Origin of the sequence: Enterobacter cloacae complex sp. 342H5 (assembly GCF_050030905.1) — a bacterium.
Classification (GTDB): Bacteria; Pseudomonadota; Gammaproteobacteria; order Enterobacterales; family Enterobacteriaceae; genus Enterobacter; species Enterobacter intestinihominis.
Genome location: NZ_JBLGVB010000001.1, coordinates 3,502,464 through 3,527,389 on the forward strand (window position 1 = coordinate 3,502,464; position 24,926 = coordinate 3,527,389).

25 protein-coding genes are annotated in these 24,926 nt (G+C 56.5%); 7 read left to right on the forward strand and 18 right to left on the reverse strand.

Translation table 11 applies throughout. The annotated features are described in order from the left end of the window. Window positions 1-67 precede the first annotated feature (67 nt). Both ACQG03_RS16725 and ACQG03_RS16730 read left to right on the forward strand, forming a co-directional pair. On the forward strand, window positions 68-1,270 hold the full coding sequence (locus tag ACQG03_RS16725) for an MFS transporter (protein ID WP_426726142.1): 1,203 nt from the start codon (window positions 68-70) through the stop codon (window positions 1,268-1,270). Next, window positions 1,267-1,644, forward strand: a complete 378-nt coding sequence (locus tag ACQG03_RS16730) for a DUF4440 domain-containing protein (protein WP_046618656.1) — start codon at window positions 1,267-1,269, stop codon at window positions 1,642-1,644. Before ACQG03_RS16725 ends, ACQG03_RS16730 begins: the two co-directional genes overlap by 4 nt. Window positions 1,645-1,694: 50 nt before the next feature. On the opposite strand, the gene rpoS is transcribed toward ACQG03_RS16730, so the two are convergent. Together rpoS and nlpD are read right to left on the reverse strand one after the other, a co-directional pair. Then, window positions 1,695-2,687, reverse strand: a complete 993-nt coding sequence (rpoS, locus tag ACQG03_RS16735) for an RNA polymerase sigma factor RpoS (protein ID WP_022649182.1) — start codon at window positions 2,685-2,687, stop codon at window positions 1,695-1,697. A gap of 60 nt (window positions 2,688-2,747) precedes the next feature. After that, on the reverse strand, window positions 2,748-3,821 hold the full coding sequence (gene nlpD, locus ACQG03_RS16740) for a murein hydrolase activator NlpD (RefSeq protein WP_306307778.1): 1,074 nt from the start codon (window positions 3,819-3,821) through the stop codon (window positions 2,748-2,750). On the opposite strand from nlpD, the gene ACQG03_RS16745 reads away from it, so the two are divergent. Next, window positions 3,763-3,894, forward strand: a complete 132-nt coding sequence (locus tag ACQG03_RS16745) for a peptidase (protein WP_306173474.1) — start codon at window positions 3,763-3,765, stop codon at window positions 3,892-3,894. The two genes, nlpD and ACQG03_RS16745, sit on opposite strands and share 59 nt — an antisense overlap. A gap of 94 nt (window positions 3,895-3,988) precedes the next feature. Here the strand turns inward: ACQG03_RS16745 and ACQG03_RS16750 are convergent, their stop codons facing one another. The 11 genes from ACQG03_RS16750 to cysG form a co-directional block, all read right to left on the reverse strand. Continuing rightward, window positions 3,989-4,615: a protein-L-isoaspartate(D-aspartate) O-methyltransferase gene (locus tag ACQG03_RS16750; RefSeq protein ID WP_022649184.1), complete on the reverse strand. Its 627-nt coding sequence runs from the start codon at window positions 4,613-4,615 to the stop codon at window positions 3,989-3,991. Beyond that, window positions 4,609-5,370: a 5'/3'-nucleotidase SurE gene (gene surE / locus ACQG03_RS16755; RefSeq protein WP_017382816.1), complete on the reverse strand. Its 762-nt coding sequence runs from the start codon at window positions 5,368-5,370 to the stop codon at window positions 4,609-4,611. The genes ACQG03_RS16750 and surE overlap by 7 nt, the downstream gene beginning before the upstream one ends. Continuing rightward, window positions 5,351-6,400 carry a tRNA pseudouridine(13) synthase TruD gene (truD, locus tag ACQG03_RS16760; RefSeq protein ID WP_063163533.1) on the reverse strand — a complete coding sequence of 350 codons (1,050 nt, stop codon included), beginning with the start codon at window positions 6,398-6,400 and terminating at the stop codon, window positions 5,351-5,353. The genes surE and truD overlap by 20 nt, the downstream gene beginning before the upstream one ends. Further along, window positions 6,397-6,876, reverse strand: coding sequence for a 2-C-methyl-D-erythritol 2,4-cyclodiphosphate synthase (gene ispF, locus ACQG03_RS16765; protein WP_003862097.1), 480 nt, complete (start codon window positions 6,874-6,876; stop codon window positions 6,397-6,399). Before ispF ends, truD begins: the two co-directional genes overlap by 4 nt. Then, entirely contained in the window at window positions 6,876-7,586 is a 711-nt protein-coding gene (ispD, locus tag ACQG03_RS16770) for a 2-C-methyl-D-erythritol 4-phosphate cytidylyltransferase (protein ID WP_000741569.1), read from the reverse strand. The genes ispF and ispD overlap by 1 nt, the downstream gene beginning before the upstream one ends. A gap of 19 nt (window positions 7,587-7,605) precedes the next feature. After that, window positions 7,606-7,917, reverse strand: a complete 312-nt coding sequence (gene ftsB, locus ACQG03_RS16775; RefSeq protein WP_003862095.1) for a cell division protein FtsB — start codon at window positions 7,915-7,917, stop codon at window positions 7,606-7,608. A gap of 79 nt (window positions 7,918-7,996) precedes the next feature. Beyond that, window positions 7,997-8,323 (reverse strand): DUF3561 family protein, encoded by a 327-nt coding sequence (locus ACQG03_RS16780; RefSeq protein ID WP_006811767.1) that lies wholly within the window; start codon window positions 8,321-8,323, stop codon window positions 7,997-7,999. 58 nt (window positions 8,324-8,381) lie between these two features. Further along, complete coding sequence (gene cysC / locus ACQG03_RS16785) at window positions 8,382-8,987, reverse strand: adenylyl-sulfate kinase (RefSeq protein ID WP_063163534.1); 606 nt, start codon at window positions 8,985-8,987, stop codon at window positions 8,382-8,384. After that, a complete protein-coding gene (cysN, locus tag ACQG03_RS16790) occupies window positions 8,987-10,411 on the reverse strand; it encodes a sulfate adenylyltransferase subunit CysN (protein ID WP_022649189.1) in 1,425 nt (474 codons plus the stop codon). Before cysN ends, cysC begins: the two co-directional genes overlap by 1 nt. Before the next feature lie 9 nt (window positions 10,412-10,420). Further along, entirely contained in the window at window positions 10,421-11,329 is a 909-nt protein-coding gene (cysD, locus tag ACQG03_RS16795) for a sulfate adenylyltransferase subunit CysD (protein ID WP_006811770.1), read from the reverse strand. Window positions 11,330-11,338: 9 nt separating this feature from the next. Further along, entirely contained in the window at window positions 11,339-12,697 is a 1,359-nt protein-coding gene (cysG, locus tag ACQG03_RS16800) for a siroheme synthase CysG (RefSeq protein WP_063163535.1), read from the reverse strand. Between the two features lie 237 nt (window positions 12,698-12,934). Here cysG and ACQG03_RS16805 point away from each other — a divergent pair, with 237 nt between their 5' ends. Further along, complete coding sequence (locus tag ACQG03_RS16805) at window positions 12,935-13,978, forward strand: aminopeptidase (protein ID WP_063163536.1); 1,044 nt, start codon at window positions 12,935-12,937, stop codon at window positions 13,976-13,978. Between the two features lie 93 nt (window positions 13,979-14,071). Here the strand turns inward: ACQG03_RS16805 and cysH are convergent, their stop codons facing one another. From cysH to cysJ, 3 genes are all read right to left on the reverse strand, one after another. Beyond that, the gene (gene cysH, locus ACQG03_RS16810) at window positions 14,072-14,806 is read right to left on the reverse strand and encodes a phosphoadenosine phosphosulfate reductase (protein ID WP_063163537.1); all 735 of its coding nucleotides are present in this window, start codon (window positions 14,804-14,806) and stop codon (window positions 14,072-14,074) included. 99 nt (window positions 14,807-14,905) lie between these two features. Next, on the reverse strand, window positions 14,906-16,618 hold the full coding sequence (gene cysI, locus ACQG03_RS16815) for an assimilatory sulfite reductase (NADPH) hemoprotein subunit (RefSeq protein WP_063148656.1): 1,713 nt from the start codon (window positions 16,616-16,618) through the stop codon (window positions 14,906-14,908). After that, a complete protein-coding gene (gene cysJ, locus ACQG03_RS16820; RefSeq protein ID WP_058676750.1) occupies window positions 16,618-18,423 on the reverse strand; it encodes an NADPH-dependent assimilatory sulfite reductase flavoprotein subunit in 1,806 nt (601 codons plus the stop codon). Before cysJ ends, cysI begins: the two co-directional genes overlap by 1 nt. Before the next feature lie 303 nt (window positions 18,424-18,726). Between cysJ and queD the strand changes: the two genes are divergently transcribed. Beyond that, window positions 18,727-19,092, forward strand: coding sequence for a 6-carboxytetrahydropterin synthase QueD (queD, locus tag ACQG03_RS16825; RefSeq protein ID WP_006811776.1), 366 nt, complete (start codon window positions 18,727-18,729; stop codon window positions 19,090-19,092). Here queD and ACQG03_RS16830 read toward each other — a convergent pair. Then, window positions 19,077-21,431 (reverse strand): helix-turn-helix domain-containing protein, encoded by a 2,355-nt coding sequence (locus tag ACQG03_RS16830; protein ID WP_063163538.1) that lies wholly within the window; start codon window positions 21,429-21,431, stop codon window positions 19,077-19,079. The two genes, queD and ACQG03_RS16830, sit on opposite strands and share 16 nt — an antisense overlap. 171 nt (window positions 21,432-21,602) lie before the next feature. Between ACQG03_RS16830 and ACQG03_RS16835 the strand changes: the two genes are divergently transcribed. Together ACQG03_RS16835 and ACQG03_RS16840 are read left to right on the forward strand one after the other, a co-directional pair. Further along, on the forward strand, window positions 21,603-22,772 hold the full coding sequence (locus ACQG03_RS16835; RefSeq protein ID WP_023306836.1) for a M20 aminoacylase family protein: 1,170 nt from the start codon (window positions 21,603-21,605) through the stop codon (window positions 22,770-22,772). A 27-nt stretch (window positions 22,773-22,799) separates the two neighbouring features. Further along, window positions 22,800-24,197: an MFS transporter gene (locus tag ACQG03_RS16840; RefSeq protein ID WP_032626005.1), complete on the forward strand. Its 1,398-nt coding sequence runs from the start codon at window positions 22,800-22,802 to the stop codon at window positions 24,195-24,197. Window positions 24,198-24,214: 17 nt separating this feature from the next. Here the strand turns inward: ACQG03_RS16840 and queE are convergent, their stop codons facing one another. Next, window positions 24,215-24,886, reverse strand: coding sequence for a 7-carboxy-7-deazaguanine synthase QueE (gene queE, locus ACQG03_RS16845; RefSeq protein ID WP_006811780.1), 672 nt, complete (start codon window positions 24,884-24,886; stop codon window positions 24,215-24,217). Window positions 24,887-24,926 lie beyond the last annotated feature (40 nt).

The following is a 24,926-nucleotide window of genomic DNA, read 5'->3' on the forward strand; positions in this document are numbered from 1 at the left end:
GTCCTTTGTCGCGTTTATCCGTAACGCGCGGGCCGATACGATACGCCACCTCACCGGAGGAACTTCCATGACGTATCGCAGCAAAATCGCCGTCGTCTTTCTGCTCGGCTTTTTCCTTGATTTGATAAACATGTTTATTGCCAGCGTCGCCTTTCCGGCGATGGCTCACGCATTCAATACCACACCTTCCGCGCTTGCCTGGGTAAGTAACGGATACATTGCCGGGCTGACGTTAGTCATCCCATTCAGCAGTATTCTGACGTGCCGCGTCGGGCCGAAGCGCGTTATTCTGCTCTCACTGCTTCTCTTTAGCGCGGCCTCCGTTGCGGCGGGTCTCTCATCTTCGCTGGAAAGTTTGATTGCCTGGCGCGTCGTGCAGGGCGCCGGAGGGGGTTTACTGATCCCGGTTGGTCAGGCGCTGACCTGGCAACAGTTTAAGCCTCATGAGCGGGCCAGACTCACCTCGGCGGTGATGCTGGTCGCGCTGCTTGCCCCCGCCTGCTCACCGGCTGTGGGCGGCATGCTGGTTCAGACATTCAGCTGGCGCTGGATATTTTTTGCCACCCTGCCCGTCGCCATTGTCACCTTTGTTTTGGCCTGCGCGTGGCTTAAAACAGAACCGTCACCGATAAACACCACCAGAATAGTAAACCTGTCTTTGCTGACGGATCCGCTGTTGCGCTTATCCATGCTTATCTATGTATGCGTACCCGGCATCTTTATTGGCGTGAACGTAACGGGCATGTATTACCTTCAGAGCGAGGCCAATATGACGCCCACCGCAACGGGCATGCTTATGCTGCCGTGGTCTGTGGCATCGTTTTTGGCTATCACCGCGACAGGACGCTATTTCAACCGTATCGGCCCGCGGCCGCTGGTGGTCATCGGTTGCCTTTTGCAGGCGACGGGCATTCTGCTTTTAATTAACGTCGGCCCGGCTATGCTGTTACCTGCCGTTGCGTTTGCGTTAATGGGTGCGGGGGGAAGCCTTTGCAGCAGTACGGCTCAGAGCAGCGCGTTTTTGACAACGCGGCGGGAAGATATGCCTGATGCCAGTGCGCTATGGAATCTGAATCGTCAGTTGAGCTTTTTTGCGGGTACCCTGCTGCTGGCGCAGGCGCTGAGCTTCATGCAAGCTTATTTTACGCCGCTGGCCGCCTGGCACGGGATGTTTATTTTTGCCGCAGTTATCACTCTGCTGCCCGTACTGTACGTCTACCGTCTTAATAACACGCAGTTACTTGCGCAACTGCAACAGGAGCAACCATGACCCATTTCGAACAAGAGATCCTCGACATCCACGTCGCCCTTGAAAACTGGTTAGGTGCAGGCGAAGGCGATCGGGACACCCTGCTCGCCCGTTTCCGTCCGGATTTTCTGATGGTTCCACCGAGTGGCACCCATTTAGATCATCACGCTCTGGCCCAATTTTTATATGCGCAGCGGGGAACCCGACCCGGGCTCAGGATCGGTATTGATGCGTTAACAACGCTTCAGACATGGGACAACGGCGCGGTGCTCCATTACCGGGAGACGCAAACCCGGCCAGGCCAGCCCGTCAACGTGCGCTGGTCAACCGCGGTGCTTAATCAGGAAGGGGATAACATCACCTGGCGTTTGCTGCACGAAACGGCGCAATCGTAAGGCATAAAAAAGGCCCGTCTCACGACGGGCCTTTTCTGACGAATGGTTGCTTACTCGCGGAACAGCGCTTCGATATTCAGACCTTGCCCTTGCAGGATTTCACGCAGGCGGCGTAGCCCTTCAACCTGAATCTGACGAACACGTTCACGGGTCAGGCCAATCTCACGGCCGACATCTTCCAGTGTCGCAGCTTCATACCCCAGTAAACCGAAACGACGTGCCAGCACTTCACGCTGTTTGGCGTTCAGTTCGAACAGCCATTTGACGATGCTCTGTTTCATGTCATCGTCCTGCGTGGTGTCTTCCGGGCCGTTGTCTTTTTCATCGGCCAGGATGTCCAGCAGCGCTTTTTCGGAGTCACCACCCAGCGGGGTGTCAACCGAGGTAATGCGCTCGTTGAGACGCAGCATACGGCTTACGTCATCAACCGGTTTGTCGAGTTGCTCTGCAATCTCTTCCGCACTTGGCTCGTGGTCCAGTTTATGGGACAACTCGCGCGCGGTACGCAGATAAACATTCAACTCTTTGACGATGTGGATCGGCAGTCGAATCGTACGGGTCTGGTTCATAATAGCCCGTTCGATGGTCTGACGAATCCACCAGGTCGCGTAGGTTGAGAAACGGAACCCGCGTTCCGGGTCAAACTTCTCAACTGCGCGGATGAGACCTAAGTTGCCCTCTTCAATCAGATCCAGCAGAGCCAGACCACGATTGCCGTAACGGCGGGCAATTTTCACGACCAGTCGCAGGTTACTTTCGATCATGCGACGACGCGAGGCAACATCACCACGCAAAGCACGACGTGCGAAATAGACTTCTTCTTCGGCCGTTAGCAGTGGGGAGTAACCAATCTCCCCAAGGTAAAGCTGAGTCGCGTCCAGCACACGCTGTGTGGCACCCTGCGATAACAGCTCTTCTTCAGCCAAATCGTTATCACTGGGTTCCTCTTCTACTAAGGCTTTTTCGTCAAAAGCCTCTGATCCGTTCTCATCAAATTCCGCGTCTTCATTTAAATCATGAACTTTCAGCGTATTCTGACTCATAAAGGTGGCTCCTACCCGTGATCCCTGGACGAGACACCCTGGCTGGCATGCCCCGTCAATTTATCGCTGCGGTAAATATTGCAGCGGGTTTACGGATTTCCCCTTGTAACGAATTTCAAAATGCAAGCGTGTAGAACTGGTTCCGGTGCTACCCATGGTAGCGATTTTTTGCCCCGCCTTAACTTCTTGTTGTTCCCGGACCAGCATAGTGTCGTTATGGGCGTAGGCACTCAGGTAATCATCGTTATGTTTGATGATAATAAGATTACCGTAACCGCGCAGTGCGTTACCGGCATAGACAACGCGTCCGTCTGCGGTCGCGATGATTGCCTGTCCTTTACTGCCTGCGATATCGATCCCTTTGTTGCCCCCCTCAGAGGTAGCGAAGTTCTCGATAATCTTGCCGTCAGTTGGCCAGCGCCAGGTGGTGATTGACGAGCTGGCATTCTGACTGCTTGCAGTCGGTACAGTAGAGCTAACCACAGGTGCCGTAGTCGGTGCTGTGACAACAGTCGCAGTACCTTTATTATTCGGCAACATTTTGTTAGCACTCTGATCACCTGAATCCTCAGAATACGTAATTACAGGTTGTGAAGCAACCACCGTGGTGGTTTTTTGTGCAGGAGTAACGCTGTTATTTTGCGCAGTTACGTCGGCCGCTGAAACGGTGTTGCCTGGCGTAAGCGGTGTCCCCGTCGCGTTGCCAACCTGAAGCGTTTGCCCGACTTCCAGAGCATACGGGGCCTGGACGTTGTTTCGCTGTGCCAGATCGCGGAAATCGTTCCCGGTGATCCAGGCAATATAGAACAGCGTATCGCCGCGCTTCACGGTATAGGTGCTGCCGCCGGTATAGCTACCTTTCGGAATGTTCCCATACTTACGGTTATACACTATGCGGCCATTTTCAGTCTGAACAGGCTGTTCCACTGCCTGAATCTGCGTAGGCTGCGTAACTGGACGCTGAACCGGCTGGATCTGCGGAGTTTGCTGCGCCGTTGAGGTGCCCATTTTAGGCGGAGGGGTGATCAACATTCCGCTGGACGTGTTACCCGAGCCGCTGGTTCCATTAACGGAACTGACGGGCGCAGGCGCGTTATTTGAACTTGTACAGCCTGCCAGCCAGAGCGAAACCAGTGATAATGCCGCAACACGGCTGATGGTGAATTTTGGGCTTCCCGCGCTCATTTATCCCCCAGGAATGTGTTAACTACCAGTGACTTAAAAATAACCGTAATGGCACGAATCTATCGCGCCACACCATACGCTGAATTTGCCTTAATAACCCTGGAAAAATCCGAGTCTCAGGCCAGTTCGCCCTTAACCAGGGGCACAAAGCGCACGGCTTCCACGGTATCGATAATAAACTCGCCGCCGCGTCGACGAACGCGCTTCAAAAGCTGCTGCTCATCGCCGACGGGCAATACAAGAATGCCACCCTCGTCCAGCTGCGAAAGAAGCGCAGTGGGGATTTCAGGTGGCGCTGCCGTGACAATGATGGCGTCAAACGGGGCGCGAGCCTGCCAACCCTGCCATCCATCGCCGTGGCGTGTCGATACATTATGTAAATCAAGCTGTTTCAGGCGACGGCGCGCCTGCCACTGCAACCCTTTAATCCGTTCCACCGAACAGACATGGTGCACAAGGTGAGCCAGGATCGCGGTTTGATACCCTGAACCGGTACCAATTTCCAGCACCCGGGACTCTGGCGTTAACTCCAGAAGCTCCGTCATACGCGCCACCATGTAGGGCTGCGAAATCGTCTGGCCTTGCCCAATGGGCAACGCCACGTTTTCCCACGCTTTGTGTTCAAACGCCTCATCTACAAACTTCTCACGGGGAACCTGGGCAAGCGCGTTCAGCACCTGCTCGTTGGCGATCCCCTGTGCGCGTAATTGTTCCAGAAGAGTTTGTACACGTTTACTTACCATTGCGCGTTCACTCCGACCCGATCTAACCAGTCCGACACCACATCATGCGCGCTATAAGCGGTTAAATCTACGTGCAACGGCGTAACGGAAACGTACCCTTCATCCACCGCAGCGAAGTCGGTGTCTGGCCCGGCATCGCATTTATCTCCCGGCGGGCCGATCCAGTACAGGGTATTGCCGCGCGGATCCTGCTGGGGAATAACCTGATCGGCAGGATGGCGACTGCCACAGCGCGTCACGCGTATCCCTTTGATCTCGTCCAGCGGGAGGTCCGGTACGTTAATATTGAGGATACGTCCGGTACGCAGCGGCTCGCGGCCAAGCGCACGGAGAATGGAGCAGGTCACCGCGGCGGCTGTGTCATAGTGGGTGTGACCGTTTAACGAGACCGCCAGCGCCGGAAACCCCAGGTGACGCCCTTCCATCGCCGCGGCCACGGTGCCGGAGTAAATCACATCATCGCCAAGATTTGGCCCGGCATTGATGCCGGAGACCACAACATCCGGCCGCGGGCGCATCAGCGCGTTCACGCCCAGAAACACGCAGTCGGTCGGCGTCCCCATCTGGACGGCAATATCGCCATTCTCAAAGGTAAAGGTGCGAAGTGAAGACTCCAGCGTCAATGAGTTAGACGCGCCACTGCGGTTACGATCGGGAGCCACGACCTGCACATCCGCAAATTCGCGGAGGTGTTTCGCCAGCGTCTGAATACCTGGCGCATGGATCCCGTCATCGTTACTCAGCAATATTCGCATAATCACCCGACGTGTTGATAAGTTCCCTGACAACACTGGTGGCAAAGCTACCTGCCGGCAGCCAGAAGCGTAACTCGACGGTTACGTCATCCCACCAGTTCCAGCTCAGCTGTTGCGGGTAGAGGAGCATCGCACGACGTGCCGCCTCGACCTTTTCCCGCACCAGCAACGATTGTAATTCTGGCGCATCCGCCACCGCTGACTGCTCAGCGGCCAGCGCCTCGCCCTGGGTTCCCCAGTCGCCTGAACCCGGCAAGGCGGCGGTAATCATCAGCGTTTTAGCGTCCACGCGCGACTGGACATCGGCCATCTCTTCGGCCGTTGCCACAAACCAGCTTCCGCGTCCCGCTAATTGTAGCGCATCGCCGACAACAACTTGATTCGCGTCCGGTTTTTTCAGCCGTTCGCTCACAATCTGATTAAACAACGCACTGCGGGCCGCCGACAACCAAAAACTGCGTTTATTACGATCGCGCACCGGTGCACCGCTTTGCGCCCAGCGCAGCGCGCCCAGCAGGTTGCTACCACCGATACCAAAGCGCTGAGCGCCGAAATAGTTTGGTACGCCGCGTTCGTTAATGGCCTTCAGGCGTTTTTCAACGTCCTCGCGTTCGGTCACTTCGCGCAACACCAGGGTAAAGGCATTGCCTTTCAGTGCGCCCAGACGCAATTTGCGTTTATGGCGGGCGTACTCCAGTACCTTACAGCCCTCAAGCTCAAATTTGCTTAAATCGGGCATGGCATTGCCGGGCACGCGGGCGCAAAGCCACTGTTCGGTCACGGCATGTTTATCTTTTTGACCGGCAAAGCTCACTTCGCGGGCGTGAATATTGAGGAATTTTGCCAGCGCGTCCGCCACGAAGCGGGTGTTGCAGCCGTTTTTCAGAATGCGCACCAGGATGTGCTCGCCTTCGCCGTCCGGCTCAAAACCGAGATCTTCCACTACCACGAAATCTTCAGGGTTGGCTTTCAGCAGCCCCTTGCCCTGCGGTTCACCGTGCAGATACGTCAGGTTGTCGAAATCGGTCATTTGGCCGCCTTCACCAGCAGCGCCACGGCTTCACAGGCAATGCCTTCGCCACGACCAGTAAAGCCCAGCTTCTCCGTGGTGGTCGCTTTGACGTTGACGTCGTCCATATGGCAACCCAGATCTTCAGCGATAAACACGCGCATCTGAGGGATGTGCGGCAGCATCTTCGGTGCCTGAGCAATGATCGTCACATCAACGTTGCCGAGGGTGTAGCCTTTGGCCTGAATACGACGCCAGGCTTCGCGCAGCAGTTCGCGGCTGTCTGCGCCTTTAAAAGCAGGATCGGTGTCCGGGAACAGTTTGCCAATGTCGCCCAGCGCGGCGGCACCCAGCAGCGCGTCGGTCAGCGCATGCAGCGCCACGTCGCCATCAGAATGCGCCAGCAGACCTTTTTCGTATGGAATGCGCACGCCGCCAATGATAATTGGGCCAACGCCGCCAAAGGCGTGTACATCAAAACCGTGTCCAATACGCATTATGCCTTCTCCTGAGGGGTCGTACGGGTAAGATAAAATTCCGCGAGCTGTAAGTCTTCCGGGCGCGTCACTTTTATATTATCAGCGCGCCCTTCAACAAGCGTGGGGTGGAAACCGCAATACTCCAGCGCCGAGGCTTCGTCCGTAATGGTCGCACCTTCTTTAAGCGCACGCGTTAAGCAGTCGTGGAGTAATTCGCGGGGAAAAAATTGTGGCGTCAGCGCGTGCCATAGATCGACGCGCTCGACGGTGTGGGCAATCGCCGGTTTACCCGGTTCGGCACGCTTCATGGTGTCACGCACCGGGGCGGCCAGAATGCCGCCCACTTTACTGGTTTCACTCAGGGCCAGCAGACGCGACAGATCGTCGTGATGCAGACAGGGACGCGCGGCATCGTGCACCAGCACCCACTGCGCGTTCCCGGCAGCCTGAATGCCCGCCAGAACGGAGTCAGCCCGCTCTGCGCCGCCGTCAACGACGGTAATCTGAGGATGATTCGCCAGCGGGAGCTGCGCAAAACGTGCATCGCCGGGGCTGATGGCAATAACAACGCGTTTCACCCGGGCATGCGCCAGCAGCGCCGCCACGGCGTGCTCGAGGATCGTTTTATCGCCAATTGAGAGATACTGCTTAGGACATTCTGTCTGCATACGCCGGCCAAAACCTGCGGCCGGCACCACGGCACAGACGTCCGAAAAAGTTGCTGCCATGTCGTAATCCTGGGCCTGATTATCGATTGTTTTGTGCGGAGCCCTGATTGCGTTTAGACGCATCCGGAACCAGGCGATAAAACGTTTCGCCCGGCTTAGTCATACTAAGTTCATTGCGTGCGCGCTCCTCAATCGCCTCCTGGCCGCCATTGAGGTCATCAATTTCAGCAAAAAGTTGATCGTTACGCGCTTTAAGTTTGGCGTTTGTCGCCTGCTGTGCCGCGACGTCATCGCTCACCCGGCTGTAGTCGTGCAGTCCGTTTTTGCCGAACCACAGCGAATATTGCAGCCAGACCAGCAAAGCCAGCAACAGCAGCGTTAGTTTACCCATCCTGCCCCCTGAAAAAACGGCATCATCATCCCATAACTTTCCGCTGGACTCTACTGCGGGGTTTTAATTATGCCGTAAGTTAGCCCATCAGCCATAAAAACAGCAGGCCAAAGATGACCACAACGGTGGCGATAGTGATGAGCGTACTATACAGGAGCTTGCCGTTGAAAAGGGAGTGCAGCGCCACGCCCACCACAACCGCAACGGGCATCAGCGCCAGGAAGAAAGGCCAGGTATAGAGGAAGAAAAAGAGGGTGTTTCCACCGTAGATCAAAAACGGGATACCCAGCGCCAGTAGCCACGACACAAAGCCGACAATCGCCCCAGGGAAGGACCAGGTCGTCTCGTCGTCGGTCGTTAACGGTTCCGACCCGGTGGTAATCATGTAGTTTTCACTGTTGCGCATAGCTAATCCTGTGACCGTGACTCATCGCTCGGGAAGACAGCTCCCGAACGATACCGTCTCAGGATCTGATAATATCGTCCCGTCTGAGCAGGTCTAATAATTGGCTTACTAAATTTGTTACCAATTGTTGACCTTCCAGATGAATCTCAGGGGATTCAGGCGCTTCGTAAACCGAGTCAATACCGGTGAAGTATCGCAGCTCTCCCGCGCGGGCTTTTTTATACAGCCCTTTCGGATCGCGCGCTTCGCAGATTGCCAGCGGCGTATCCACAAACACTTCAATGAAGCGATTCCGGCCCACGCGCTCACGCACCATCTGACGTTCGGCGCGGTGCGGTGAGATAAACGCCGTCAGCACCACCAGCCCGGCATCCGCCATCAGGCTGGCGACTTCTCCCACCCGGCGAATGTTCTCTTTACGGTCTTCATCGCTGAACCCTAAATCGCTACACAGGCCGTGACGCACGTTGTCGCCGTCCAGCAGGTAGGTGCTCACTCCCTGCTGATGCAGCGCCTCTTCCAGCGCGCCTGCCACCGTGGATTTACCGGAGCCAGACAGCCCGGTAAACCACAGCACAACCCCACGGTGACCGTGGAGCTGTTCGCGCTGGGCGACGGTGACCGGATGAGGATGCCAGACGACGTTCTCATCATGGGCAGCCATTACTTGCCTCCCAGCAAATCGCGTGCGCCCCAGTGCGGGAAGTGTTTACGCACCAGCGCATTCAGCTCAAGTTCAAACGCGCTGAACTCAGAGGCCACGGTAGCCTGCGCGTTTGGCTCACGGACCATCCCGGCGCCGACGGTGACGTTGGTCAGGCGGTCGATAAAGATCAGCCCGCCCGTCACCGGATTCTGCTGATACGGATCCAGCACCAGCGGCTCGTCGAAGGTCAGATCCACCAGACCGATGCCGTTCAGCGGTAGCTCGCTCACGTCACGGTGGGTCAGGTTGTTGATGTCCACCTGGAACTGAATGCCGTCCACGCGGGCGCGGGTTTTCTTGCCGGCAATTTTAATGTCATAGCTCTGGCCTGCGGTCAGGGGCTGTTCCGCCATCCACACCACGTCCACGGATGCGCCCTGCACCGCCGCCAGCGTTTCCTGCGCGTCGACCAGCAGATCGCCGCGGCTGATGTCAATCTCGTCTTTTAGCACCAGGGTTACTGCTTCACCTGCCCCTGCTTCGTCCAGATCGCCATCAAAGGTGACGATACGGGCAATGGTCGATTCCACGCCGGACGGCAGCACCTTCACGCGCTGGCCCACGTTGACCGAGCCGGACGCAAGGGTGCCGGAGAAGCCGCGGAAATCGAGGTTCGGACGGTTTACGTACTGCACCGGGAAGCGCATCGGCTGGGTCTCAACCACGCGCTGAATTTCAACGGTTTCCAGCACCTCCAGCAGCGTCGGGCCGCTGTACCACGGCATGTTCGCGCTCTGAGAGGCGACGTTATCCCCTTCCAGCGCCGACAGCGGCACAAAGCGAATATCGAGGTTGCCCGGCAGCTGTTCAGCAAAGGTCAGGTAGCTCTGGCGGATCTCGTCGAATCGCGCTTCGCTGTAGTCCACCAGATCCATTTTGTTCACCGCCACCACCAGGTGTTTGATCCCCAGCAGCGTAGAGATAAAGCTGTGACGACGCGTCTGATCCAGCACGCCTTTACGGGCGTCCATCAGCAGGATCGCCAGGTCACAGGTGGACGCGCCGGTCGCCATGTTACGGGTGTACTGCTCATGCCCCGGGGTGTCGGCGATAATAAATTTGCGCTTTTCAGTAGAGAAGTAGCGATAGGCGACATCAATGGTAATGCCCTGCTCGCGCTCCGCCTGCAAGCCGTCCACCAGCAGCGCCAGGTCGAGTTTTTCGCCCTGGGTGCCGTGGCGTTTACTGTCGTTGTGCAGGGAAGAGAGCTGATCTTCGTAAATTTGTCGCGTGTCGTGCAGCAGACGACCAATCAGGGTACTTTTCCCGTCATCAACGCTGCCGCAGGTCAGGAAACGCAGCAGACTTTTGTACTGTTGGGCGTGCAGATAAGCTTCTACGCCGCCTTCATCGGCAATTTGTTGGGCAATAGTCGTATTCATGGCGGCTCCTTAGAAATAACCCTGACGTTTCTTCAGCTCCATGGAGCCTGCCTGGTCGCGGTCAATCACGCGGCCCTGTCGCTCACTGGTGGTCGACACCAGCATCTCCTCGATGATCTCCGGCAGCGTCTGCGCACTGGATTCCACCGCGCCGGTCAACGGCCAGCAGCCGAGAGTACGGAAACGGACCATCTGTTTTTTGATCACTTCACCCGGCTGTAAATCAATGCGATCGTCGTCGATCATCATCAGCATGCCGTCGCGCTCCAGGACCGGGCGCTCTGCTGCCAGATACAGCGGAACGATCTCAATATTTTCCAGATAGATGTACTGCCAGATATCCAGCTCGGTCCAGTTGGAGAGCGGGAAGACGCGAATGCTTTCGCCCTTGTTGATCTGGCCGTTGTAGTTGTGCCACAGCTCCGGACGCTGGTTTTTCGGGTCCCAGCGGTGGAAGCGGTCGCGGAAAGAGTAGATACGCTCTTTGGCGCGGGATTTCTCTTCGTCACGCCGCGCGCCGCCGAAGGCCGCATCAAAACCGTATTTATTCAGCGCCTGCTTCAGCCCTTCGGTTTTCATGATATCGGTATGCTTGGCGCTGCCGTGCACGAACGGGTTGATGCCCATCGCCACCCCTTCCGGGTTTTTGTGCACCAGCAGCTCGCAGCCGTAGGCTTTGGCGGTACGGTCACGAAACTCGTACATCTCGCGGAATTTCCAGCCGGTATCCACATGCAGCAGCGGGAACGGCAGCGTTCCCGGATAAAACGCTTTACGCGCCAGGTGCAGCATGACGCTGGAATCTTTACCGATGGAGTACATCATCACCGGGTTAGAGAACTCGGCGGCCACTTCGCGGATAATGTGGATACTTTCCGCTTCGAGCTGCCGCAGGTGAGTAAGTCGTTTTTGGTCCATAACCGTTCCTTAAGCCAAATTTACAACAGAAGCGCCGAAGCCTTCTGTGTCGGTTGTGTGTTGGAACCAGGCGAGCGAGCTGTGCAACTGCACCACTTCTCCCACCACGATCAGGGCGGGCATCGGGGCGTCTTTCGCCAGGGTTGCAAGGTCTTGTAAAGTGCCGATGGCGACATGCTGATCGACGCGTGTCCCGCGGGAGATCACTGCTACCGGCGTCGTCGCATCGCGACCGTGCTGAATAAGCTGTTCGCTGATGTCTGCCGCTTTCATCGTGCCCATATAAATCGCCAGCGTTTGTCGGCTCTGGGCGAGATGCGACCAGTCAAACGGCGTGCAGTCGGCTTTATAATGCCCGGTCACAAAGGTCACGCTCTGGGCGTAATCGCGATGGGTCAGCGGAATACCGGCGTAGGCCGTGACGGCAGACGCAGCCGTAATGCCGGGGACCACCTGGAACGGGACGCCCGCTTCGGCTGCCGCCTGCAACTCCTCGCCACCACGGCCGAAGATAAACGGGTCGCCCCCTTTCAGGCGCACCACGGTCTTGCCCGCTTTCGCGGCGGCAATCAGCATTTGATTGGTGTCGTGCTGCGGCACGGAGTGCTCGCCGGCACGTTTACCAACGCAGATTTGCTCCGCGTCACGTCGGATCAGTTCGCGAATACCGTCGGTGACCAGATGGTCGTAGAACACGACATCCGCATCCTGAAGAACCTGGAGGCCACGCAGCGTGAGCAGCCCGGCATCGCCCGGCCCGGCACCCACCAGAATGATCTCCCCGCCCGTACTGCCGGGGTTATCCAGTTCGTCTTCGAGAATTTGTTGCGCCGCCGTCTCGTTACCGGCATGCATCAGGCTGGCAAAGCGGCCGCGAAACACACGCTCCCAGAAGCGACGGCGTTCCGTCACGCTGGTCAGACGCGTTTTAAGGTGGTTGCGCCAGTAGCTGGCCTTCTCCGCCATGCGCCCGAGGCTGGTCGGCAGCAGCGCTTCGATTTTTTCCCGCAGCACGCGCGCCAGCACCGGTGCGGTGCCGCCGGAGGAGATCGCCACCAGCAGCGGCGAGCGGTCAACAATCGACGGGAAGATAAACGAGCACAGCGGCTGGTCGTCTACCACGTTCACCAGACGGTGACGGGCCTGGGCTGCGGCGGAGATTCGGCTGTTGAGCGCCCGATCTTCGGTTGCCGCAATCACCAGTACCACGCTGTCGATCTGAGACTCTGCAAAATCCGCCTCTGCAACGATCTGCACCTGCGCCCCGGCGCGTTGCAGGAAGGCGATTTTGCGATCGGCAATTTCACCCGTCCCGACAACCAATACCGGTCGGTCTTTTAAGGCAGCAAAAAGGGGGAGATAGTCCACAGGCAACAACTCACTAACAACCACGAATAAAGGGACTATAGGGGGCGGCTTAGATCGAATGAAATTACGAATTGGAATGAGTAGTTACTCAATGGAATAACGCAGTGGAAAAGCAAATATCAAAAAGTGCTTAACACGCGAAATTTCGGGCATTTAAGAGCAATTCAAATTGTGTCTACCCGATCACAGTTTCATACTATGCGGGTTAAAATTTTGCTCTGTTTTTAAGGACTCACTATGTTTTCCGCAATGCGCCACCGATTCGTTGCCCTGGCGCTCGGCGTTTGCTTTATCCTTCCGGCTCAGGCAAAAAATCCATCTTACGGTGAAATAGCCAGTATGCAGGCGCGGCATATTGCGACGGTCTTTCCGGGCCGTATGACCGGAACCCCAGCCGAGATGCTCTCGGCAGACTATATTCGTCAGCAGTTTGCGGATATGGGCTATGAAAGCGACATTCGCGCTTTCCACAGCCGCTACATCTATACCACTCGCAATAAAACGCAAAACTGGCATAACGTAACCGGCAGCACGGTCATTGCGGCGCACGAAGGAAAGGCGGCTGAGCAGATTATTATTATGGCGCACCTTGATACCTACACGCCGATGAGCGACGCTGATGTCGATAATAACCTCGGCGGGCTGACGCTTCAGGGACTGGATGACAATGCGGCGGGGCTGGGCGTCATGCTTGAGCTGGCCGAACGCCTGAAGAATATTCCGACGAAATACAGCATTCGCTTTGTTGCGACCAGCGGTGAAGAAGAAGGAAAACTCGGCGCTGAGAATCTCCTTAAGCGCATGACCGCTGAGGAGAAGAAAAATACATTGCTGGTGATTAACCTCGATAATCTGATCGTGGGAGATAAGCTCTATTTTAATAGCGGACAGAGCACGCCGAGCAGCGTACGTAAACTCACCCGCGACCGCGCGCTGGCGCTTGCCCGCACGCATGGCGTCTATGCCGCGACAAATCCGGGCGGTAACCCCGATTATCCCAAAGGCACGGGCTGCTGTAATGACGGTGAAGTGTTTGATAAGGCGGGCATTCCGGTGCTGTACGTCGAGGCAACTAACTGGGCGCTGGGCAAAAAAGATGGCTATCAGCAGCGCGCTAAATCGAAGGCGTTCCCAAACGGAACCAGCTGGCATGACGTGCGGCTGGATAATCAGCAGCACATTGATAAAACGCTGCCGCAACGGATTGAGCACCGCAGCCGGGATGTCGTGAAAGTGATGCTGCCGCTGGTGAAGGAGCTGGCGAAAGCGGGGAAAGCCTGATGCAATTAAGCCCGGTGGCGCTGCGCTTACCGGGCCTACAACGGCACGAAACGTAGGCCCGGTAAGGCGTAGCCGCCACCGGGCGAAAAAACATTACCCTTCGTGCAGCCCGCACTCGCGCTTCAGCCCAAAGAATCGCGTCTCTTCTTCCGCCATTCCCGGTTCCCATTTACGCGTGGTATGGGTGTCGCCTACCGACAGGTAGCCCTGATCCCACAGCGGATGGTACTTCAGCCCGTGCTTTTGCAGATACTGGTACACCGTGCGGTTATCCCAGTCGATGATCGGCAGCACTTTGAACACGCCACGCTGCACCGCCAGCACCGGCAGCGTTGCCCGGCTCCCGGACTGCTCGCGGCGGAGCCCAGCAAACCACGTCTGCGCCTGAAGATCTTTCAGCGCGCGGTTCATCGGCTCGACCTTGTTGATCTCATTGTATTTCTCGATGCCCTCAACGCCCTGCTCCCACAGCTTGCCGTAACGCGCCTCCTGCCAGGCCGCGCTTTCGGTTGCGCGATAAACCTTCAGGTTCAGCTTGAGCTTGTCCGTCAGCTCGTCGATAAACTGATAGGTCTCCGGGAACAGATAGCCGGTATCGGTGAGGATCACCGGAATGTCCGGACGGATCTGATTCACCAGATGCAGACTGACCGCCGCCTGAATGCCAAAGCTCGACGAAAGCACATAGTCTCCCGGCAGGTTTTCCAGCGCCCACGCCACGCGCCCTTCGGCGTCGAGCTTTTCCAGTTGGGCGTTAGTTTCTGCCAGGGCCAGAATGCGTTCAACTTTTGGCAGGTCATTAAGGGCGTTTAGATCGAGTACGGACATAAGAACCTCGTTTGCCTGTTTCGCCGGGCGGCACTGCGTTTGCCCGGCCTACAAAACCCGTAGGCCCGGTAAGCGAAGCGCCACCGGGCAAAGGATGGATTACTCCCAGAAATCCCTTGCGGGATCGAGCACCGGGCGAATGATACCCGCACGTACCGTAAAGTCGCCGAAGCCTTCACCCGCTTCGCGCTCTTTCGCCCAGCGTCCGATAAGCACGTCGAGGGAATCGAGAATTTCCGGCTCGGTGATGTTCTCACGGAACATACGCGGAATTCGTGTCCCGATACGGTTACCGCCCAGGTGCAGGTTATAGCGACCCGGCGCTTTCCCTACCAGACCGAGTTCGGCCAGCATCGCGCGGCCGCAGCCGTTCGGACAGCCCGTCACGCGCATAACAATATGCTCGTCCGGAATACCGTGTTTTTCCAGAATCGCCTCCACTTTATCAGTGAAGGACGGCAGGAAACGCTCGGCTTCGGCCATCGCCAGCGGACAGGTCGGGAACGACACGCAGGCCATTGAGTTTTCACGCTGCGGCTTCACCGCGTTCATCAACCCGTGCTCGCGGGCCAGCTCTTCAATTCTCGCCTTATCGCTTTCCGGCACGCTGGCGACGATCAGGTTCTGGTTGGCGGTAATACGGAACTCGCCTTTGTGGATCTTTGCGATTTCCAGCAAGCCGGTTTTCAGCGGACGGCCCGGATAATCAAGAATACGGCCGTTTTCGATAAACAGCGTCAGGTGCCAGTTATTGTCGATGCCTTTCACCCAGCCGATGCGATCGCCGCGACCGGTGAATTCGTAAGGGCGGATCGGCTCAAACTTGATGCCCGCGCGACGCTCCACTTCTTCTTTGAACGTCTCGACGCCTACGCGCTCAAGGGTATATTTGGTTTTCGCGTTTTTACGATCGGTACGGTTACCCCAGTCGCGCTGGGTCGTAACCACCGCCTCTGCCACGGCCAGCGTGTGCTCCAGCGGCAGGAAGCCGAACTCGCTCGCGGTGCGGGCGTAAGTTTTCTTGTTACCGTGCTCAATGGACAAACCGCCGCCCACCAGCAGGTTAAAGCCGACCAGCTTGCCGTTTTCGGCAATCGCCACGAAGTTCATGTCGTTGGCGTGCAGGTCGATATCGTTCTGCGGCGGGATCACCACCGTGGTTTTAAACTTACGCGGCAGGTAGGTCTGACCGAGGATCGGCTCTTCATCGGTGGTGGCGACTTTCTCCTGATCGAGCCAGATCTCCGCATAGGCGCGGGTACGTGGCAGCAGATGTTCGGAGATTTTTTTCGCCCACTCGTACGCTTCGGCGTGCAGCTCAGATTCGTACGGGTTCGAGGTGCAGAGCACGTTACGGTTCATGTCGTTGGCAGTCGCCAGCGCGTCCAGACCCACGGAGTGCAGCATCTGGTGCACCGGCTTGACGTTCTTCTTCAGAATGCCGTGGAACTGGAAGGTCTGACGGTTGGTCAGACGAATGCTGCCGTAGATTGTGTTTTCACCGGCAAACTTGTCGATCGCCTGCCACTGTTTCGTAGTGATTACCCCGCCCGGCAGACGACAGCGCAGCAGCATCGCGTGACGCGGCTCCAGCTTCTGTTCGGCACGCTCGGCGCGGATATCGCGGTCGTCCTGTTGGTACATACCGTGGAAACGGATCAGCAGGAAGTTGTCGCCTTTGAAACCGCCGGTCAGGCCGTCATTTAAATCTTCGGCAATGGTACCGCGCAGGTAGTTGCTCTCTACCTTCATGCGCTCGGCATCAGTCAGTTTGCCTTCGACCACCAGTGGGCCAGGATGTTTTTCGCTCATTAGTAGACATCTCGCTGATAACGGCGCTCTACGCGCAGCTCACTTAAAAATTCATCCGCCGTTTCGGCATCCATACCGCCGAATTCGGCAATCACTTCCAGCAGTGCCTGCTCAACGTCTTTCGCCATGCGATTGGCGTCGCCGCAGACATAAATGTGGGCGCCGTCATTGATCCAGCGCCACAGCTCTGCGCCCTGTTCGCGCAGTTTGTCTTGTACGTATACTTTTTCTTTCTGATCGCGGGACCAGGCCAGATCGATGCGGGTCAGCACGCCCTCTTTGACGTAGCGCTGCCACTCAACCTGGTAGAGGAAATCTTCAGTAAAGTGCGGGTTGCCGAAGAACAGCCAGTTTTTACCCGGCGCGTCGTCTGCCGCACGCTGCTGCATAAAGGCGCGGAATGGCGCAATACCGGTGCCCGGGCCAATCATAATCACCGGCGTTTCGGGGTTCGCCGGCAGGCGGAAGTTGTCGTTGTGCTCGATAAAGACGCGAACTTCACCCTCTTCTTCCACGCGGTCTGCCAGGAAGCCTGACGCCCCACCCGCGCGCGCGCGGCCTTCGATGTCGTAACGCACCACGCCAACGGTGATGTGGACTTCGTTTTCCACTTCCGCCTGCGAGGAGGCGATGGAGTACAGGCGCGGGGTCAGCGGACGCAGCAGGCCGACCAGCGCGTCAGCATCCAGCTGTGCCGGAGAGAAACGCACCATATCGACAATCGGCGTTGTCGCCGCGTATTGCTGTAACTTCGCCTTATCCCCGACCAGCGGAAGGAGCGATTCGCTGCGGGTTAAGGTGGCGTAGTTTTCAACGATGTTGGCGGTGTTCACCGTCAGTTCGAAATGCCACTGGAGCGCCTCGGAGATCGAGAGCGTTTTGCCATCCACGGTAACCGGTTCATCGCCTTTCAGCCACAGCAGCTCGACCAGCTCTTTCACCAGCGCCGGATCGTTCTGATACCAGACGCCCAGCGCATCGCCAGGCTGGTAACGCAGGCCAGAGTCACCGAGATCGATTTCGATATGGCGCACGTCTTTTTCTGAATCACGGCCCGTGATTTTCTGGTTTACCGACAGGCTCGCCGTCAGCGGCGCCTCTTTCGTGTAAGGGCTGGTGTGGATTTCGTTAACGGTGCCGGCTACGGTAACGGCGGCCTGCGCTGGCGTCTCTTTCGGGACGCGGGCCTTCAGCACCTCAACGATGCGCGCCCGCCATTCGGCCGCGGCAGCCTGGTATTCCACGTCAGCGTCTACGCGATCCAGCAGGCGCTCTGCGCCCAGCTCCGCCAGCTTGCTGTCGAAATCTTTACCGGACTGGCAGAAAAATTCATAGGACGTATCACCGAGGCCGAAGACGGCAAAGGCGGTGCCCTCGAGCTTTGGCGCTTTTTTCGAGAACAGGAACTTATGCAGCGCGACGGCTTCTTCAGCAGGCTCACCTTCCCCCTGCGTTGACGCCACCACCACCAGCAGTTTTTCTGACGCGATCTGTTTGAATTTATAATCCCCGGCGTTGACCAGGTTAACGTTCAGCTTCGCGGCGAGCAGGTCATCACGCAGCGCTTCGGCCACACGACGGGCATTACCCGTTTGCGAAGCGGAGATAAGCGTGATGGCAGGAATTTCAACGGCCGTTGGCGGTACGCCTGCCACAGCACCCGGCTGCTGGTTCAGCATTCCCCAGAAATAGCCGGAGACCCAGGCAAGCTGGGTGGGTGAAAAATCGGAAGTCGCGGCCTGGAGGCGCGCCAGTTGCTCCGGGTTAAGGGGAAGCAAATTTGAAGGTGGGGCCTGTGTTGTCATGCGTCGTTATGTTCCAGTAGCAAAGCGGACTTTAAGCGAATAAATCCAAACTGAAGATAAGGTTAACGGCGGGGATAATAACAATTAAAGAAGGGATGGAAATAATTAATAACCAAATGGACTAACCTGTTTTAGTTATCGTTCTTAACGATAAAAGCGATTAAATAACCATATGAAATAAAACAACAAAAGTCGATATACACCATGAATACGAGGCGGTGACCGTTCAGAGCCGTTTTAGTTAATGATAAAAATTGTGCTTTCCGGTACTATGCGGCGGTTTTTTCCGCATTCCTGAGAGCTATGATGTCCACCACACTGTTTAAAGATTTCACCTTCGAAGCCGCACACCACCTTCCACACGTTCCTGCCGGGCACAAATGTGGCCGCCTGCATGGACACTCGTTTATGGTGCGTCTTGAAATCACCGGTGAAGTCGATCCCCATACGGGCTGGATCATGGACTTTGCCGAACTGAAGGCCGCGTTTAAGCCGACCTACGATCGTCTCGATCACTACTATCTGAATGATATTCCGGGCCTTGAAAACCCGACCAGCGAAGTGCTGGCGAAATGGATTTGGGATCAGATGAAACCGCTTGTGCCGCTGCTGAGCGCGGTGATGATCAAAGAGACCTGCACGGCAGGCTGCGTCTACCGCGGGGAGTGAATCTCCTCCGTTTCGGCCTCAAGAGGCACGAGCGGCGTAAACTCATAGAGCACCAGCGCATTACTCTCCAGTGATTCTGTCAGTTGCCAGCCGTCATCAATGCGTTCATCGTATAGGGAAAGCGTTGGACGCGCTTTGTGCGCTATCCAGCGCCACATCTCTTCGTCAGGGCCGCTTTCGCTGCCTACCCCTTCAAGCAACGGATAGAGCGCGCCGTTATGCTGATCGAAAAGATGGCGTTTAATTCGCCAAATACCGCGCATTCCCTTCAGGTGTAAATGATACTGCTGGCGAAAACGCTGGATGAATGCTTCTTCACTGGAAAGGAGCGGATTAAAAACCACCACATTACGCAGCAGCAACTGGTAACCATTGTGATGGCGCGTGAGCAGAACACGCCCGTCGTTTACCAGCACCTCGCCCCGCAGGCGTTGCCAGAGCCAGAGTACCCAATAAACCGGCCGTGGAAGACCATGGTTGTACTGTAGCGCAAGGCTTGACGTATCGATGGTGTTGTTCGCACGGGCTTCACCCTGAAGGCCCGAATTGAGCCAGAATCCCCCTAGCCAGACCTGTTCCGATAGCCCGAGCAGGCTCTGCATCAGCAGCGCCCCACGAAAAAACCAGCCGTTTGTCGCCCGCGTGTTCCCGGTGAGGGTATTCCAGGAGAGAAGCCAGACGGGAAGCGAACATTTGCGCAGACGAAGGGCGGCGATAATCTGGCGGATCTTCTGTACCGGATAATTTTCTGTAGAAGAGAGTTGGGCTGGCTCCCGCTGCGCAGGATCGAGAAGTTCATTGGCATCGGCTGAACAGGCAAGAAAATCGGCCTGCATCAGGATGGCTGAGCTGAACAGGGTATTGTCGCTCACGCCCGCGCTGTCGGGTGAAAATCGATGCCATAAACCAAACTTTGCCTGTGGCAGATAGTTGCGTATGACGTTTTGCTGCGCCAGCCAGACCTGCTCCCGGGTCTCCTCACTCGCCTGTGTTGACCAGTGCATGACAAAGTGCCAGCCCGCGGTGATCTCGGGCGAAAAATGATTGACCGACCGTTGTAAAAAACGGGCAAGTAGATCGCGACGGGTCGTTACGCCGGTGTGCAGCAGCACCGTCCATTGCTTTTTTGCCAGCCAGGTGAAGAGCTGATGCAGATTGTACCAGCAGGCGTAGCCCGCCATCTGGGGGTCATCCCACCCGGTGGCAAACAGACGGCTGCTGAGAAAAGGTTCGGCGATATCAATTCCCTCTATGGGAATGGCCTCATTTATCGCTTCAAGATTCTGACGAACGTCCTCACGCAGTAAATCGTCGAGCTCACGCAGGGTAATGACCACCCGCATACGACGCAGCGAGGTGGAGAGAGGATTAAGCTGCTCAAGATCCAGTGTCTGCTCCTGCTGCGGTCGATCGATAAGCGGGGAGGCTCCCCAGCCGCGCGCCACCGGTTCATTGAGCAGGCTAAACAGCTTATCCATGGCCACCGGATAGCGCTGCTCACACCTGTCCGTACGAACACGTGTGGCCTCCGGGTGCTGGCGTCGGGACTTACGAAACTCACCCGGGGACATATTGTGAACACGCCGAAACCGATCGGTCATCATACGCGTGCTGGCGAAACCCTGCTCAAGCGCAATCTGATGCAGCGGTCGGTTCGTCAGACGGAGCGCGTCAGCCGCCTTTTCCAGCCGCAGGGTGGTGATGTACTGCATGAAACTGATCCCCACCTCCTTTCTAAAGAGACGAGAGAGCCAGGCTTCAGAGACATATTCACTCGCGGCGATTTCCGCAAGCGTAATACGGCGAGAATAACTGGCATTGATCCGCTCTATCACCCGGGCAATGCGTTTGCTGTGCGCTGGGGAAAGTTCACGGGACAAAAACCGGGCGGGCTGCTGAAAGCGGCTGGTCAGCAACAGCAATATCTCGCTCAGCCAGCGGTACGCCTCCAGCCGGTAGCGGTGTGGGTCGTTGATGAGGGTGACCACAAGAAGCTGGCGCAGCAGATCGCGAAGCGCATCGCATTGGGGCCAGACGCCTCCGGCTTCTGCCGGTATAGCGTAATCATGGACAAAAAAATCATTGCAGAGCTGGACCACCCAGCGCCCGGAAAGGGACACGCGCAGGGTGATATTTGCCGTTTCGCTCGTGAACTGCCAGCACCGATGACGGTTGATGATGGCAAGGGTATTGGCCTCCAGGATGTCACGTCCCACATCGGTATTCAGCTCAGCCCGCCCTTCCAGCACCCAGAGCAACGTTAGCGTATCGCCTTCATCCTCCACGCAGTGGCGAATGTCCTGGATCTCCACCCAAAATTCATCTCCCCGCTGATTCATCTTTCCCCTCATCAAAGACAAATAATGACCGGCTCTTTTTTGTCATAACGGAATTGTATGAAAAACAATCAAAACAAAACCGTCGCTTTACAACAAAAAAATGCATTTTCTGGCAGTGCGATCGTCATAGACTCGAAATTATCACCGTTTGGCATAAAAAGGATAACAAAAATGACACATCCAATTATCGAAGCTCTGCGCGGCAAAGAGGCCCAGTTCACTGAATTACGTCGCTATTTTCATCAGCATCCTGAAATTGGTTTTGAGGAGCACAATACGAGCGATCGCGTTGCGGCGTTGCTTGAGGAATGGGGATATGAGGTTCATCGCGGCCTGGCGAAAACCGGTGTGGTCGGCACGCTGAAGGTGGGTAACGGGCCTAAACGCCTGGGTCTGCGCGCCGACATGGATGCGCTGCCTATGCAGGAAAACAGCGGCAAGGCCTGGAGCAGTACCGTTGAGGGTAAATTCCACGGCTGCGGTCATGACGGCCACACCACAACGCTCCTGTATGCAGCGGAGTACCTGGCACGCACCCGCAATTTTAACGGCACGCTGCACCTTATTTTTCAGCCTGCGGAAGAACTTCTGTATGGCGGACGCGTTATGGTAGAGGACGGTTTGTTTGACCTGTTCCCCTGCGACCACATTTTTGGTCTGCACAATATGCCGTCACAGCCCGTCGGAAAAATTGGTCTGCGCGATGGCGCCATGATGGCCTCTTCTGACACGCTTCATATTGAGGTTAACGGCGTGGGGGGTCACGGTGCGGTGCCAGAACATACCGTAGATGCCACCCTGGTTGCCTGTCATATCACTATCGCTTTGCAGTCCATTGTTTCGCGCAATATCACCCCTTTTCAGCCTGCCGTCGTTACCGTAGGCAGCATTCAGGCCGGACATGCCCCCAACATCATCAACGACAAAGTATTGATGAAACTTACCGTGCGCACGCTGGATGAAAGCGTGCGGCAAACCGTGCTACAGCGCATCCATGATATCGCCGTTGCGCAGGCGGAAAGTTTCAATGCCACGGCTACCATTCGACACATTAATGGCAGCCCGGTACTGAAAAACAATCCGCAAGCCAATGAGATGGTGCGCAACGTCGCCACCGATCTGTTCGGTCAGGATTCCGTCGCGGAGGTGAATGCGTTTATGGGCAGCGAGGACTTTGCGTTCATGCTCGAGAAAAATCCCAATGGCTGTTATTTCACCCTTGGCGCTGGCGATGAGCCTGACCGCTGCATGGTGCATAACCCGGGCTACGACTTTAACGACACTATTCTCCTCACCGGCGCGGCGCTGTGGGCCGCACTGACCGAACACTATCTGCGCTGATTCGCACCTTCCCGGGAGGGCTGCATTATGAGTACCGTTTCCCTGACAGACGCATCCGCCTACGCCGGTAACGATCGGCTGCTGGCGGGTATCGTCATGAGCGTTCTGACCTTCTGGCTGTTTGCCCAGTCGGTTATCAACGTGGTTCCGGCCATGCAGAATAGCCTCGACATTGCCCTCGAAACCCTTACGCTGGCCGTCAGCCTGAGCGCGTTGTTTAGCGGCTGTTTTGTCGTAGCCTGCGGTGGGTTTGCCGATAAGTTTGGGCGCATGCGCCTGACCATGACAGGCCTGATTTTGAGCATGATCGGAAGCGGTCTGCTGTTCATTTCATGGGAGCCCGTCCTGTTTCTGTTGGGAAGAGCGATACAGGGGCTATCCGCGGCCTGCATCATGCCCGCCACGCTGGCGCTGATTAAGACCTGGTATGAAGGGAAAGCACGCCAGCGCGCAATCAGCTTCTGGGTTATTGGTTCATGGGGCGGGAGTGGCCTGAGCTCGTTTGTGGGAGGCGCCATCGCCACCACGCTGGGCTGGCGCTGGATTTTTATTTTGTCGATAGTGGTGGCTCTGGTCGCGCTATTGCTTATCCGCGCCACGCCGGAAAGCCGCAGCCCTGATGCGTGTCGACACAAGCTGGATATCAGCGGCCTGGTGAGTTTTGTCCTTATGCTGGTGCTGTTCAATCTGTTTATCAGCAAAGGACACAGCTGGGGCTGGAGCAGCAGTTTATCGCTTCTTGTACTGTGTGGAGCCGTGATTGCACTGATGTGCTTTGTCGTTACCGGGCGGCGGAAGGGCGATGCGGCATTGATCGATTTCGCCCTGTTTAAAAACCGTGCCTATAGCGCCTCGGTATTCTCAAATTTCCTGCTCAACGGCTGCATTGGCACCATGATGATCGCCAGCATCTGGTTGCAGCAAGGCCATCATCTGTCACCGCTACAGACCGGTATGATGACGCTGGGGTATCTGGTTACCGTACTGGCGATGATCCGGGTGGGTGAAAAACTGCTTCAGCGCTATGGCGCCAGGCTGCCGATGATGACCGGCCCGCTGCTGACCGCAACAGGTATTACGCTGATTTCATGCACCTTCTTAAGCAAAGAGGTCTACATTGTCACCGTCTTTCTGAGCAATATTTTATTCGGGCTGGGGCTCGGATGTTACGCCACGCCCTCAACGGACACGGCGGTAATGAATGCCCCTGAAAACAAAGTGGGGGTGGCTTCAGGGATCTATAAGATGGGCAGTTCCCTGGGCGGCGCAATGGGGATCGCGGTCACCGCATCGCTATACGCCCTATGGCTGCCGATGGGAACGGCCAGTGCCGCGCAGTATGCCTTGCTGTTCAACAGTGCGATTTGCCTTGGGTCGGCAGTCGTGACCTGGGCTTTACTGCCAACAACAAAAGCCCCGCGTTAAGCGGGGCCACACAAGTATCAGGCAATGTTCAGATATTTGTGCGTCTGCATCGACAGGCGCCAGTTGCGGGCGATACAGGTTTCAATGCACAGACGGGTTGCATCGTCTTTCTGGCTGATAGGCTGTAGCGCGATCACGCGCTGCTTTTCGTCCGTCAGCGTCGCCAGCAGTTCGTCCAGCGCTTCGATGTCACGCACGCGCCCCACCGGATGTTTGATCTCATCCGCACGCTCAAGCGCCTGCGACAGTACGTCATAACCGCCGCGCATATTCACTTTCGGTGAAACCGTTACCCACGTTGAATGGGAGCAGCGCACTTCATGGGTACCGCTGGTTTCGATCTGACAGCTATAGCCGTTCTTCTCGAGCAGTTCGGTGAGGGGCATCAAATCGTGAATGCAGGGTTCCCCGCCGGTGATCACCACATGCCGCGCCGTCCAGCCCTGACGACCAATAATGGCAAGCAGATCTTCCGCGCTGCCCGCGCCCCATTTATCGCTCTCTTTGGTTTTCGCCAGAATGCTGAACAGCGACACTTCCCGATCTGCGAGCTTATCCCACGTATGTTTGGTATCACACCAGGCGCAGCCAACCGGGCATCCCTGTAAACGAATAAAGATAGCGGGAACGCCGGTAAAGTAACCCTCGCCTTGCAGGGTCTGGAACATCTCGTTAATCGGGTACTGCATAGTCAACTCTGTTAAGGGAATAAACGATAAGTATCGCAGA